The following is a 12,371-nucleotide window of genomic DNA, read 5'->3' as shown; positions in this document are numbered from 1 at the left end:
CGCAGCTTGCGCGTCAGATGGCCTGGGCTTCGCCATTTCCGAGGTCGACGACGCCGAGATGCTGGGGTGCCTGGATCTCGTCGAGCAGCGCGATCGCGAGGTCCGCGTAGCTGATCCGGCTGGCCGACGCCCGCGAGTCGTACGACAACGCCACCCGCCTGGACCGGGCCGGATGACACGGCGGGCTTCCGGCCCTCGCCCGTCAGTCGGGACAGTCGCGGGCGGGCCGGTGCGTCGGCGCCCCGGACTCCTGCCGATCGAGCACCGGCCGGATCAGATGAACAGGCAGAACGGGTGGCCGGCGGGGTCGAGGTGCACCCGCACGTCCTGCTGCGGTTGAAAGTCCGCCAGCACAGCGCCTACGGCCACCGCGTGCGCCGAGGCCGCTTCGAGGTCGTCCACCCTGATGTCGAGGTGGGCCATCATCTGCTGCTGGTGCGGATCAGCCGGCCAGAACGGCCGGACGTAGGCCGGCTCGGTCTGGAAGGACAGGCCGGCGCTGCCGTCCGGTGCCCCCAGCGTGACCCAGTGCGGCTCGTCCTCGTGCCGCGACCACCCGAGCAGACGCTCGTAGAACGCGGCGAGTTCCCGGGCGTCGGGGGAGTCCAGCACGGTGGCGACCAGGGTCAGTCGGGGTTGGTTTGCCATGTCGCTGACCGTACCCGTGACGGCGTGATCGCCAACGTCAGCTGACGTACCAGTCGAAGAGTTCCCAGCCGGGCGGCGTGGCCATCACCACGAGCATCAGGCCGGTGAGGGCGCTGGACACGGCGAGGCCGACCGAGGCGGACCAATCGGCCCGCCGCCGCGCGGAGGCCAGTCGGGACAGGGCCACCACCAGGCAGAGCACCGCAGGAACGAAGCCGACCCCGACCACGATCACCGCCGGCCGGGACCATCCGGGCGGCGACTGCTCGGGGAAGCACCCGGCGTCGGTGTTGAGCGGTGTCAGTCCAACCAGTACCAGCCGTCCCCGAGCGACCAGCGCATCCGGCAGGGGTCCGCGAAGCAGTCGAAGCTGGCGTCCCCCGGCGTCCCGTCGAGGTACGCGTAGCCGGCCGCGCCGTCCGGCGTGCCGAGCCAGACCGGCAGGAGGACGCCCTCCGGTCCGCTGCCCTCGGTACCGATCCGCACCGCCCGCCCCATGGACGACAGGTGCCGCAGGTTCTTCGGCAGAACCTGGCCGTACCGGTCGCCGTACCCGGCCGTGACCTTGTCGGCGAGGGCGGCGGCGGCCCGGAAGTCGTCCCGGTTGAGGCGGTAGAAGTTGTGGACGTAGACGGAGGTCCAGTTGACGGCCACGATCGCCACCGGGGCCAGCAGCCCGGGGACCAGCACCAGCGCCATCGCCCTGACCGGCCCGACCCGCCGCCACAGGACCCCCAGGGCGACCCCGGTGACGGTCAGCGCCACCAACCAGCCCAACCCGGTGATGACCAGGCCGAACAGCCACAGGTTGGCCAGCCGAAGGCCGAACAGGTGCAGCCCGGCGACGATCCCCCAGGCCGCCACCACCCCGACCACCCAGGCGACGACAGCACGGCCACGCGGGCGTACGGCTGATGTGGTGACACCGGCGGCGACGGGCATCGGCCCATTGTGCCGCCGAATCGCAAGGGGGCTGGCCGCGCAGGTCGCGGGTGACAGGCTCCGGAGGCGTCGGGTCGTACGCTGCCCGGGTGGAGTTGAGCGAACTCACCGACCAGGTCGAGACGGTGTCCCGCAACTACGGTCGGCGACACGGCATCACCCAGGACGCCACCTGGTTCCTGCTCAAGCTGCAGGAGGAGGTCGGTGAGCTGACCCAGGCGTTCCTGATGCGTAGCGGGCAGGCCCGGCAGAAGGGGCTCACCGAGCAGGAGATCGACGAGCGGTTCCGATCCGAACTGGCCGACGTGCTGTGTCAGGTGCTGGTCCTCGCCCGGCATCACGGTGTCGACCTGCAAGCCGAGGTCGAACGGAAGTGGCTGAGGTGGAGTCCGACACCCGTTCCGGCGTCGGCCCTGCCCCCGGTTGCGAAGCCGGGGCGGTAACTCCGGTGCGGTCGGGACCGACCGGCGCGACAATGCCTCGTGCTCATCGACCACTGGCCCCTGCTGGGACTGCGGGTACGGACCGCCCGGCTGGAACTCCGACTGCCCACCGAGGACGAACTCGCCGAGTTGGCGGAGGTGGCCGCGCAGGGCGTGCACGAGCCGGGTGAGCGGCGCTTCCTGGTGTCGTGGGCGGATAGCGCACCCGCCGAGCGGGCCCGTTCCGTGGTCCAGACCCACTGGCGTCGACGGGGCGAATGGACCCCGCAGTCGTGGTCGCTCGACCTGGTCGTCTTCGTCGAGGGACGGCCCGTCGGCGTCCAGGACGTCTGGGCCCGGGAGTTCGCGGTACGTCGCGAGGTGGCGACCGGCTCGTGGCTCGGTCTGGCGTACCACGGTCGGGGGATCGGCACCGAGATGCGCGCCGCCACGCTGCACCTGGCCTTCGCCGGTCTCGGGGCCGCGCACGCGACCAGCGCCTCGTTCGTCGACAACGCCGCGCCGCTCGCCGTCTCCCGCAAGCTGGGGTACGAGCCGGACGGGATCAGCCGCGACCTCTGCGCCGGCGAGGTCCTCGTCTCCCAGCGGCTGCGCCTGACCCGGGAACGCTGGGAACGGACGGAACGCCGGACCGTCAGCCTGACCGGCCTCGAACCCTGCCGGGAGCTGTTCGGCCTCGACTGACCCGACCCACCACCCCGCCCTGCCGACGGAGCGGACGGTCGACCCGAGCGCCGCTCACTGGAACGGGCTCCGGTTGGGCCTCCGCCCGCGCTGATCGACTCCACTTTGGCGATATGGCGCTCTCTGGCGACTGGACACCGCGATGTCGCCACCCTGGAGTGGATCTTCGGGTTGTCGCATCACGACATCCGATCGCGGTTACTTCTCGGCGACGAAGACCCCCCGCCCCGGTCGCCCGACCAGAATGCCCCGCTCGCGCAGGGTGGCCACAGCTCTGCTGATGGTGGACTGGGAGACGTCGTACTCAGCGGCCAGGGCGCGGCCGGACGGCAACTGGGTGCCGGGCGGGTAGGTCCCGTCTTCGATCCTGCTCAACAGGCTGTCGAGCAGCTCATCCATGGTGGGCGGAATAGGCACGTCAGGGCCCCTTGCGGTCGGTTGGCCCCGCCAGTATCGATGAGTTGCCTCGCCATAGGCAACGTATGTACAAGCGTTGACAGTGGTGACTCGGTGACATTTGTGGGTTGAAGACATCCTTGACATAGGTGGGTTGGTGTCGATAGCGTCACGGACAGCGATGCGGTGCTTGCGGTTGGTTGGCGCCTCGTGGGTGCGGCATCGGTGCTCCACCACGCATCTGCCCCGGTCGGGGTGGTCGGTTTCCTTCCCGAGCCCGGCCGCCCGTCTTCCCCCGACTGACCGGGGCGGCTCCGCCGTCGCTGCTGCTCGACGCCGCGCACGGCAGGGCGGGGGTGTCCCGGCCGGACCCGAACCAGCAGGGGCACCCCCGAACACCAGGAAACACCACCTCGGCGAACATCACCTGACTTCCGGAAGGCGGTCACCCGTGCGCGTACTCCTCCGCCGGCCCCGGCGACGGGGCCGGCACCACCACCAACGACCCGCGTCCACCTGCGACACCGCCGCCCTTCGGGGGCACCCGCCGCTGACCCCGGAACGCATCCGGGACCACCGATTCACCATCCGTCGGCGGGGACTGGATCCGGCCGAGATCACCGCCTTCCTCGACCGGGTCGCCGGTGAGCTGGCCGTCGCCCGGACCGCCCTGACCGCCGTACGGGAGGAGAACCTGCGCATCAAGAACGCGTTGCGGTGCTGGCAGTCCGCCCAGGCCCCGACCGCCCGGGAGCTGGCCCGATGGTGAGCGGCCCCCGGAACCTGAACCGCTGGGTCATCCACCTGCCGATCGTGGTGCCCGACCTGACCCGGGCGCGGATCTTCGCCCGCACCGCAGCCCGAGCGCTCGCACAGGTCACCGGCTGCGTGGACGCCGGTGAGGTGACGGTTTCCGAGGAGGACGCCCAGGGCGTACGGCACCGGGTGTTCTGCGACCGGCTGCTGCCCGGCGGTGGCCGGTGTGCCCTGCCCAGCGAGCACACCGTGCCCTGCACGGCCCGGCGGCGACGGCCGAATCCGGACCGGTTCCGCTAGCGGATCAGTACATCGTCCTGGCGTAGCCGGGGCCGTAGTGGCGCTGTAGGGCGGCCAGCTCCACGTCGGGGGCCTCGACCGCCTTGACGATCCGGGGCCGGGACGGCAACGCGTCCGGCTGCCAGGTCTCCGGTCGCCACAGCTCGGAGCGGAGGAACGCCTTCGCGCAGTGGTAGAACACCTGCTCGATCTCGACCACGAGGGCGAGTTGCGGGCGGTGCCCCTGCACCACCATCCGGTCGAAGAACGGCGCGTCCCGGACCAGGGTCGCCCGGCCGTTGATCCGCAGCGTGTCCGACCGGCCGGGGACCAGGAAGATCAGTCCGACGTGCGGGTTCTCCAGGATGTTGTGGAAGCCGTCGGCCCGCCGGTTGCCGGGGCGCTCCGGGATGGCGATGGTCCGGTCGTCGAGCACCAGGGTGAAGCCGGGCGGGTCGCCCTTCGGCGAGACGTCGCAGGAGCCGTCCGCGCCGGAGGTGGCGATCAGGCAGAACGGCGCGGCGGCCAGCCACTGCCGGTCCAGCTCGTGCAGGACGCGTCGCTCCTTGCCGGCCACCCGGGGCGTGGGCTCGCCGAGCAGGTCACGCAGTTCCTCGGCCGAAGTGATCTCCGTCGTCACGTTGTCCTCCCCCGTGCGTTGACCTCGGTGACAGCACCCGCGCTGAGGGCAGACACCGCCGCCAGGGTACGCCGGGCGGGCCACGGCGAGGTTTGTCCACCAGAGGCGCGGGTACCGCCACGCAGCGGCACCCACGGGCGTCCGCGACTCGGAAGACCCTGGGAGGCCGGAGATGGAGAGCCGACTGAAGGTGTTGGGTCACCCCGTACACCCGATGCTGGTGATGTTCCCGTTCGGCCTGCTGGTGACCGCGGTCTTCTTCGACGTCGTCGACACGCTCGGCGGGTCCGCCGTCTTCGGGGAGATCGCGTACTGGAACATCACCGTCGGGTTGGTCATGGGCCTGCTCGCCGCGACCGCCGGCACCTTCGACCTGCTGGCCATCCCGGCCGGCACCCGGGCCAAACGAGTCGCCCTCACCCACGCCGCCGCCAACCTGGCGGTGATCCTGCTCTTCGCCGCCGTCTGGGCGGTGCGCTTCAACGCCGACTCGCGGACGGCCGGCGGTGCGCTCATCGCCATCGAGGTGGTCGCCCTGGCCATCCTCGGCGTCAGCGGATGGCTCGGCGGTGAACTGGTCGACCGGCTCGGCGTGGGGGTCGACCGGGAGGCCCACCTCGACGCACCCAGCTCACTGCGACCCCCGGCGGCCACCACACGCATCGGGGAGATGCGGTGAGCGGCGGTCCGCTGCGGCGCGGGACCGTCGGAGCGGTTACCACACGGATCGGGGAGATGCGATGAGCGAGCAGCAGAGCGGCGGCTCCGGCCGGAGCTGGCGCGGTCGGTCGACGGGCTGGGACCCGATCGGTGAGTTGCAGTCGCTCCGCGCCGAACTGGCCCGCCTCGTGGGTGGCCCGGCCGGGCCACCGGAGGTGGAGCTGACCGAGACCGCCGAGGGGTGGGAGGTCATTGTCCGACTGCCCGGTGTGGCACCGGAGGAGGTCGCCGTCGAGATCGACGACCGGGAACTCTGCGTACGGGCGCGTTCGGAGGCCGAGGTCAACGCCGACCACGGCATCCCCGGCGGGCTGGAGACGCGGGGCTTCGAGTACCGCGTCGACCTGCCCTCCCGGGTGGAGCCGGACGCGATCGACGCGGTCATGGACCATGGGCTGCTCCGGGTCCGGTTGCCCCGGGCCACCCGCTCCGCGCCGCGCACCATCACCGTCGGCCAGCCGAACCCGCTGCCCCGGGCGACGTCGGTGGCAGGCTCCGGCAACGGCCGTCCCGGCCGGGGTACCTTTCCGGCCGACCCGGCCGACCCGGCCGACCCGGCCGCCGACCGGGAGCTGCACCGTCCGGACGCCGGCCCCGGCTCCGCCGGATCCAGCGGTCGGCCCGACCCCGCCGAGGGCTCGGGCGAGATCGACCGGCCGTAGCGGATGGTCGCCCCGTCCCTGCTCGGCCCGGTCACCGGGCATGTGCCGGACGTGGCACGGATCGCCGTGCTGCGCGCCAACGCACTCGGCGACTTCATCTTCGTCCTGCCGGCGCTGGACGCGCTGCGGGCCGCGTACCCCGGGGCGGAGTTGGTGCTGCTCGGCGCGCCGTGGCACGCGAAGCTGTTCCGCGACCGGCCGGGCCCGGTGGACCGGGTCCTGGTGGTCCCGCCGGCAGCCGGCATCCGGGGCCGCGACCCGGGCGAGCCGGAGTCCGCCATGGACGACTTCCTCGCCGCCGCCCGCGCCGAGCACTTCGACCTGGCGTTGCAGGTGCACGGCGGCGGCGCGAACTCGAACCCGATCGTCAGTGGACTCGGCGCGCGGGTCACCGCCGGATTGCGTGCCGAGGACGCGCCACCACTGGACCGCTGGCTCCGGTACGTCTACTACCAGCACGAGGTGATCCGCTACCTGGAGGTGGCCGCGCTGGTCGGGGCCCCGGCCACCACCGTGCTGCCGAGCCTTCCGGTCACCGGTGCCGACCGGGCCGAGGCACGGGCGGTGCTCGGCGAGCCGGTCCGGCCCCGGGTGGCGTTGCACCCGGGCGCCACCGACACCCGTCGCCGCTGGCCCGCCGAGCGGTTCGCCGAGGTGGCCCGGGAACTGGCCACCGACGGGTACGAGGTGCTGGTCACCGGCACCCCCGGCGAGCAGGAGGTGGTCGACCGGGTGGTCGCGGCGGCCGGCGTGCCGGTCCGCCCCCAGGTGGGCACGCTCAGCCTCGGCGCGCTGGCCGCCTGCTACGCGGACTGCGCCCTGGTGGTGTCGAACGACACCGGCCCGCTGCACCTCGCGGCGGCGGTCGGTACGCCGACCGTCGGCGTCTACTGGGTCGGGAACCTGATCAACACGGGGCACCCGCTGCGCCGCCGGCACCGCCCGATCATGTCCTGGACGGTGCACTGTCCGGTCTGCGGCGTCGACTGCACGCCCGGGTTGTACCCGGCGCGGCCGGGCGACGGCGAGTGCCCGCACCGCGATTCGTTCGTCTCCGACGTGCCGACGGTGGAGGTCGTCGAGGCCGCCCACGAACTCCTGCACGGGGCCGGCTAGGCGGGCTCGGCGTCGGTGAGGACGACCTCCCACGCCTCGACGTCCCGCTCGGTGACCGTCGTCGGCGACTCGAGGTGGTACGCCCCGCTGGGCAGGATGCCGGCACCGCCGTACCGGGCCAGCACGGCGAGTTGTGCCGCGACGTCCTCGCCCTGGTGCCCCTCGGGCAGCCGCCGCCAGAAGTCGAAGCCGCCCGCCTCGACCAACCGGGCCCGGTCGTAGAGGACGCAACCCCCGATCCAGGAGATGCGGTACGCCCGCCAGGCTCCCCGGGGCAGGTTCAGGCTTTCGGTCACGTGCAGCAGGTTCGCCGCCGAGTGGATGGTCGCGCGCTGCCACTCGTGAGTGCCGGGGCGCACCGTCTCCGGGACGGGCCGGCCGGTCCACTCCTCGTAGTGTCGATGGGTCTGTGGCCGGACGTCGTGGAGGTAGGAGAGGCCGTGCACGGCGTTGCCGACGAACCCGCAGCGCAGCTCGGTGATGGCGGTGACCAGCCGGTGCAGGGTTCCCGGTTCCAGCCAGACGTCGTCGTCGAGGCAGAGCACGTACCGGGCCGCCGACCGGTCGAGCAGGTACGCCCGGTGCTCGGCCAGGCCGCGCCGGGGCAGCCGCCGGGTGAGCAGCACCGGATGTCCCCGGTGGCGTAGGGCTCGGGCCATCGTGGCGACCGCCGGGTGGCGGAAGGCCGGTGTGCCATCGGACTGGTCACTGACCACCACCCCGAAGCCGGGTACGCCCTCCTGTGCGGCCAGCCCGGAGAGGGTGACCGCGAGTTCGGCCGCCCGGTTCCGGGTGGGGACCAGCACGTCCAGGGTGCGCTCGCGGCGGAAGTCGTCCGGCGAGCCGGGGTCGAGCGGCCGATCCACCATGTCCGGTGCGTCCACGTGCGGGGGGCCCACGTGCGGTGCGCCGGACACGTTCGGCGGGCCCGCCATGTTCGGTGCGCCCTCGGCGTCCGGCGGGCTCACGAAGTCCGGCGGGTGAGGAAGGGGCCCCGCTTTTCCTTGCCGTGGCCGTTGGGGTGTCCGGTGCCGTTGGGGTGACCCTCGCCGTTGGCGTTGGCGTTGGCGTTGGCGTTGGCGTTGCCGTTGGCGTCGGCGGGCGGAGTGTCGACGACCTGCTGGGCACGGATCCGCGCGATGATCGCCGAGGTGGAGCGGTCCGGGACGTAGCCGAGGGTGTGCACCTGGCCGCCGAGCCGGCGGACCAGGGGAGCCTCGGGCACCATCTCGGGCGGGTAGTCGCCGCCCTTGACGTACACGTCGGGACGGATCGTCTCGATCAGCGTCGCGGGCGAATCCTCCCCGAAGACCACCACATGATCCACGCAGGCCAGGGCGGCGAGCAGGGCGACCCGGTCCTCGACCGGGTTCACCGGTCGGTCCGGGCCCTTGAGTCGGCTGACGCTGTCGTCCGAGTTGACCGCCACGACGAGCAGGTCGCCCAGTCCGGCCGCCTGTTCCAGGTAGCGCACGTGCCCCGGGTGGAGCACGTCGAAGCAGCCGTTGGTGAAGACCACCGACCGTTCGGCGACCCGGTGCGCGGCCACGATCTCGGCCAGCTCCTCGGGGCCGACCACCACCGGTCGGTCGCCGCCGTCCACCGTGACGCCGAGCGCGGCGAGCAGGTCCTGTCGGCGGCAGACGCAGGTGCCGGTGTCCGAGACGGTGATGGTCGCGGCGAGCTGCGCCAGGTGCGCGGCGGTGGACAGCGGGGCCTCGGCGGCGAGGGCCAGCGTCATGGCGGCCAGGTACGCGTCCCCGGCTCCCACGGCGTGACTGGCCGGCACGGGGGTGGCATGACTGCGCCGGGGAGAGCCCTCGGCGCCGCCGACCACCGCGCCCTCGGTGTCCAGGGTGACCGCCACCACTTCCGCCCCGGTGTGTGCGCGCAGCTCGGCCAGTCGGGACTCGGCGAGCCGTGCCCGGTCCGTGTCGGTGCCGTCGGCGGAGACGGTCACCCCGGTACCGGTGACGCTGAGTCCGTCCCCGGTCAGCGCAACCCGGTCCTCGCCCGGGGTCGGTTCCCCGGTCGGGCCGGTGGCCGGGAAGTCGGCCGGAGCGGGTGGCGGTTCGCCGGGGTGCGGCGACCGGCCGGGGGCGGTCCCGTCCGGGAGGGCGGCCGTGCGGGTGGCCCGTCCCTCGCCCGGCGCGGTGCCGACGACGAGTTCCGAGGGGCCGTCCGGTGGGTCCGAATGGTCGAGGTGGAGGACGTCGACACCGGCGCTCCGGGCGGCGGCCCCGAGGGCGGTGGCACGGGCCAGCAGCCGGGTCGCCTCGGCGAAGCTCGGCGTGACCACGGTCGGGGCCAGGCCACGCCAGTCGGCGAGGTCGTGTGCGTCCAGGGCGACGGTGGCGAAGCGGTGCCGGTTGGCGACCAGCCAGGCCCGGATCGGCGCGGACAGCGCACCGAGTCCGTAGTCGCAGACGACCAGGGTGGGTGGGGCTCCGGCCGAGGCGGCGCGCAGTTCCTCGACCGCGCATGCCACGGCGGTCAGCAGCCGGGTCACCCCGTCGTCGGTGAGCACGTCGTCCGGGTCCCCGGAGTCCTCCCGTAGCAGGATCTGGTTACCGGCCAGCATCCGACGCTTGACCGGGGTGGGGCGGCCGGGCTGGTTGACCGTCCGGTCCCAGACGGCCGCCCGGTCCAGGCAGTCGTGCAGCTCGTCACCGGCGACGTCCGCGCCGACCGGGGCGACCAGTGCGGCGAGGCCGCCCAGGGCGGCCAGGTTCACGGCGGTGTTCGCCGCTCCACCGGCCGCCGAGATTCGCCGGCGCAGGGTGAGTACCGGGGCGGGTGCCTCCCGGCAGAGCCGTTCGGAGTCGGCGAACCGCCACTCGTCGAGCATCGCGTCGCCGATGACCAGGACGGGACGTCCCCGCCAGCTCTCCACGACGGTGGCGAGCCGGCGCTGTTCCGCTGCTGCTCCTGCCATACCGTGCCGGATCCCCGTGCCTCGCCGGGTCAAACCCGGGCCGGGGCGGGGTGACCCGGGCGACGTGTTTTGTCCCTCCCACCCCGGGAACACCTTCAGTGGACACGGAGAACGGGACGAGACGGAGGAGGGCCGACGAATGGCAGACCAGGTACTGGAGGGCAAGCGGATCGCGTTCCTCGCCGCCGACGGGGTGGAGGAGGTCGAGTACGTCCAGCCCCGGGAGGCGGTGGAGAAGGCCGGCGCCCGGACCGAGCTGGTCTCCCTGGAGGGCGGCTCGATCCGGGCGTTCAATCACCTCGACCCGTCGACCAGCTACGACGTGGACGTGGCGGTGGCCGACGCGGACGCCGGGGCGTACGACGCGCTGGTGCTGCCGGGCGGGGTGGCGAACCCGGACTTCCTGCGGGCCGACCCGGCGGCGGTGCGGTTCGTGCGGAGTTTCCACGAGCAGGGCAAGCCGATCGGGGTGATCTGCCACGGCCCGTGGACGCTCATCGAGGCGGATCTGGTCCGGGGACGGCGGATCACCTCCTGGCCGACGCTCCGCACCGACCTGGTGAACGCCGGTGCGGACTGGGTCGACGAGGAGTGCGTGGTCGACGGCGGCATCGTCAGCAGCCGGAAGCCGGACGACCTGCCGGCCTTCTGCGCGGCGATCGTCGAGGAGTTCGCCCGCCGCTGACGCCGGGAGCCTCCGGATCGCCGGGAGCCCTCGGATCGCCGGGAGTACCGGTGACGCCGGGAGCCCCGGCGGTGCCGGAAGAACGAGGGTGGGTGGCACGGCCCGGGTGAGGCCCGCTCCGACCGGATGTGGTCGGAGCGGTCCGGGTCGTGCCGGTCAGGCCGGGGCGCGGTCGGCGGCGGTGGCCGCCCATTCCGCGTCCTCGGCCTGTTTGCGGGTCAGTCCGTCGCGGCCGTCGTAGCGGAGGAAGGCGGGCAGCGCGGCGGCGAGCGCGACGGTGCCGATCACGCAGAGGATGCCGCCGGAGACGATCGAGCCGTTCACCCCGACCCAGCGGGCGGCCAGGCCGGAGCGGAGCTGACCGAGGAGCGGACCGGTCGAGTAGGAGAGCATCTCGATGCCGGCGAGCCGGCCGCGCAGATGGTCGGGGATGGTCTGGTTCCAGATGATCATCCGGAACAGGCCGGAGACCATGTCCGCCGCGCCGGCCAGGGCCAGGAAGAACAGGGCCAGCCAGAGCGAGCTGACCAGCCCGAAGCCGATGATGGCCAGCCCCCAGGCGCCGGCGGCGAGGACCACCATCAGCCCGTGCCGGTGCACCCGGGCGGTCCAGCCGGAACCGACCGTGGCGATCATCGAGCCGACGGCCGGGGCGGCGTAGAGCAGCCCGAGGACCGACGGCCCGCCCATCTTCTCGGCCATGAACGGGTAGAGGGCCTGTGGCATGCCGAAGAACATCGCGTTGATGTCGACCAGGTAGGTGCCGAGCAGTTCCGGGCGGCTGCGGGCGTACCGCAGACCGGTCACCACCGACCGCAGCGACGGCCGGTCGGCGGCCGGGGGCGGTGGCACCGCCCGGACCATGGCCAGGCAGACCAGCGAGACGGCGAAGGTGAGCAGGTCGAAGGCGTACACCCAGGCCAGGTCGACGGTGGCGATCAGCACGCCGGCGATGCCCGGCCCGCCGAGCTGGGCGAGCTGCATGCGTAGCGAGTTCAGCGCGCTGGCCGCCGGGATCTGGTCCGGCGCGACGATGCGCGGGGTGAGCCCCTCCATGGCGGGTCGTTGCAACCCGTCGAGCGACGCGGTCAACGCGGCCACCAGGTAGAGCAGCCAGAGATGCGGCTCGTCGTCGAGGGAGTTGACCAGCAGCACCCCGCAGAGCAGGGTGAACCCGACCTCACCGCCGAGCACCAGCAGGCGACGGTCCAGGTAGTCGGCGAGCGCGCCGCCGACGAAGGCCATCACCAGCAGGGGTACCAGCTCACAGACGCCGATCAGGCCGACCAGGAGGGGATCCCCGGTGATCTGGTACACCTGGTACGGCAGCGTGACGTAGGTGATGAAGGACCCGAAGCTGGATATGCCCGCCGCGGTGAAGACCAGCCGGAAGTCCCGTGAGGTCCGCAGCGGCGTCACGTCCAGCGCCGTACGGCGGAGCAGGCGGATCAGCACGTGCGGATGC

17 protein-coding genes are annotated in these 12,371 nt (G+C 72.8%); 8 read left to right on the top strand and 9 right to left on the bottom strand.

Annotated features, from left to right (window positions below):
* Nucleotides 1-13: 13 nt before the first annotated feature.
* The 4 genes from AB0F58_RS03495 to AB0F58_RS03480 form a co-directional block, all read right to left on the bottom strand.
* Nucleotides 14-154 carry a hypothetical protein gene (locus AB0F58_RS03495; RefSeq protein ID WP_357137302.1) on the bottom strand — a complete coding sequence of 47 codons (141 nt, stop codon included), beginning with the start codon at nt 152-154 and terminating at the stop codon, nt 14-16.
* A gap of 119 nt (nt 155-273) precedes the next feature.
* Complete coding sequence (locus AB0F58_RS03490) at nt 274-648, bottom strand: VOC family protein (protein ID WP_357137300.1); 375 nt, start codon at nt 646-648, stop codon at nt 274-276.
* 37 nt (nt 649-685) lie between these two features.
* The gene (locus AB0F58_RS03485; RefSeq protein ID WP_357137297.1) at nt 686-883 is read right to left on the bottom strand and encodes a hypothetical protein; all 198 of its coding nucleotides are present in this window, start codon (nt 881-883) and stop codon (nt 686-688) included.
* Nucleotides 884-948: 65 nt separating this feature from the next.
* Nucleotides 949-1,590, bottom strand: coding sequence for a hypothetical protein (locus tag AB0F58_RS03480; RefSeq protein ID WP_357137295.1), 642 nt, complete (start codon nt 1,588-1,590; stop codon nt 949-951).
* Nucleotides 1,591-1,679: 89 nt separating this feature from the next.
* Here AB0F58_RS03480 and AB0F58_RS03475 point away from each other — a divergent pair, with 89 nt between their 5' ends.
* Both AB0F58_RS03475 and AB0F58_RS03470 read left to right on the top strand, forming a co-directional pair.
* On the top strand, nt 1,680-2,033 hold the full coding sequence (locus AB0F58_RS03475) for a MazG-like family protein (protein WP_357137292.1): 354 nt from the start codon (nt 1,680-1,682) through the stop codon (nt 2,031-2,033).
* A gap of 39 nt (nt 2,034-2,072) precedes the next feature.
* Entirely contained in the window at nt 2,073-2,717 is a 645-nt protein-coding gene (locus AB0F58_RS03470) for a GNAT family N-acetyltransferase (RefSeq protein WP_357137289.1), read from the top strand.
* A gap of 198 nt (nt 2,718-2,915) precedes the next feature.
* Here the strand turns inward: AB0F58_RS03470 and AB0F58_RS03465 are convergent, their stop codons facing one another.
* The gene (locus AB0F58_RS03465; protein WP_357137287.1) at nt 2,916-3,116 is read right to left on the bottom strand and encodes a winged helix-turn-helix domain-containing protein; all 201 of its coding nucleotides are present in this window, start codon (nt 3,114-3,116) and stop codon (nt 2,916-2,918) included.
* A 448-nt stretch (nt 3,117-3,564) separates the two neighbouring features.
* On the opposite strand from AB0F58_RS03465, the gene AB0F58_RS03460 reads away from it, so the two are divergent.
* Together AB0F58_RS03460 and AB0F58_RS03455 are read left to right on the top strand one after the other, a co-directional pair.
* Nucleotides 3,565-3,882: a DivIVA domain-containing protein gene (locus AB0F58_RS03460; protein ID WP_357137285.1), complete on the top strand. Its 318-nt coding sequence runs from the start codon at nt 3,565-3,567 to the stop codon at nt 3,880-3,882.
* Entirely contained in the window at nt 3,876-4,169 is a 294-nt protein-coding gene (locus AB0F58_RS03455) for a hypothetical protein (protein ID WP_357137283.1), read from the top strand. Before AB0F58_RS03460 ends, AB0F58_RS03455 begins: the two co-directional genes overlap by 7 nt.
* Before the next feature lie 4 nt (nt 4,170-4,173).
* On the opposite strand, the gene AB0F58_RS03450 is transcribed toward AB0F58_RS03455, so the two are convergent.
* Nucleotides 4,174-4,788: a pyridoxamine 5'-phosphate oxidase family protein gene (locus tag AB0F58_RS03450; protein ID WP_357137281.1), complete on the bottom strand. Its 615-nt coding sequence runs from the start codon at nt 4,786-4,788 to the stop codon at nt 4,174-4,176.
* A gap of 172 nt (nt 4,789-4,960) precedes the next feature.
* Between AB0F58_RS03450 and AB0F58_RS03445 the strand changes: the two genes are divergently transcribed.
* The 3 genes from AB0F58_RS03445 (at nt 4,961) to AB0F58_RS03435 (ending at nt 7,286) form a co-directional block, all read left to right on the top strand.
* Entirely contained in the window at nt 4,961-5,467 is a 507-nt protein-coding gene (locus AB0F58_RS03445; RefSeq protein WP_357137279.1) for a DUF2231 domain-containing protein, read from the top strand.
* 61 nt (nt 5,468-5,528) lie between these two features.
* Entirely contained in the window at nt 5,529-6,170 is a 642-nt protein-coding gene (locus AB0F58_RS03440) for an Hsp20/alpha crystallin family protein (RefSeq protein ID WP_357137276.1), read from the top strand.
* Nucleotides 6,171-6,173: 3 nt separating this feature from the next.
* The gene (locus tag AB0F58_RS03435; protein WP_357137273.1) at nt 6,174-7,286 is read left to right on the top strand and encodes a glycosyltransferase family 9 protein; all 1,113 of its coding nucleotides are present in this window, start codon (nt 6,174-6,176) and stop codon (nt 7,284-7,286) included.
* Here AB0F58_RS03435 and AB0F58_RS03430 read toward each other — a convergent pair.
* Nucleotides 7,283-8,152 carry a glycosyltransferase family A protein gene (locus tag AB0F58_RS03430; protein ID WP_357138656.1) on the bottom strand — a complete coding sequence of 290 codons (870 nt, stop codon included), beginning with the start codon at nt 8,150-8,152 and terminating at the stop codon, nt 7,283-7,285. The genes AB0F58_RS03435 and AB0F58_RS03430 overlap by 4 nt on opposite strands.
* A gap of 98 nt (nt 8,153-8,250) precedes the next feature.
* Nucleotides 8,251-10,221: a D-glycero-beta-D-manno-heptose 1-phosphate adenylyltransferase gene (gene rfaE2 / locus AB0F58_RS03425; RefSeq protein WP_357137271.1), complete on the bottom strand. Its 1,971-nt coding sequence runs from the start codon at nt 10,219-10,221 to the stop codon at nt 8,251-8,253.
* A 139-nt stretch (nt 10,222-10,360) separates the two neighbouring features.
* Here rfaE2 and AB0F58_RS03420 point away from each other — a divergent pair, with 139 nt between their 5' ends.
* Nucleotides 10,361-10,906: a type 1 glutamine amidotransferase domain-containing protein gene (locus tag AB0F58_RS03420; protein ID WP_357137268.1), complete on the top strand. Its 546-nt coding sequence runs from the start codon at nt 10,361-10,363 to the stop codon at nt 10,904-10,906.
* Between the two features lie 156 nt (nt 10,907-11,062).
* Here the strand turns inward: AB0F58_RS03420 and AB0F58_RS03415 are convergent, their stop codons facing one another.
* Nucleotides 11,063-12,361 carry an MFS transporter gene (locus tag AB0F58_RS03415; protein WP_357137265.1) on the bottom strand — a complete coding sequence of 433 codons (1,299 nt, stop codon included), beginning with the start codon at nt 12,359-12,361 and terminating at the stop codon, nt 11,063-11,065.
* Nucleotides 12,362-12,371 lie beyond the last annotated feature (10 nt).

Source organism: Micromonospora sp. NPDC023956, from assembly GCF_040639195.1.
Lineage (GTDB): Bacteria > Actinomycetota > Actinomycetes > Mycobacteriales > Micromonosporaceae > Micromonospora.
This window is presented reverse-complemented; position numbering and strand designations above follow the sequence as displayed.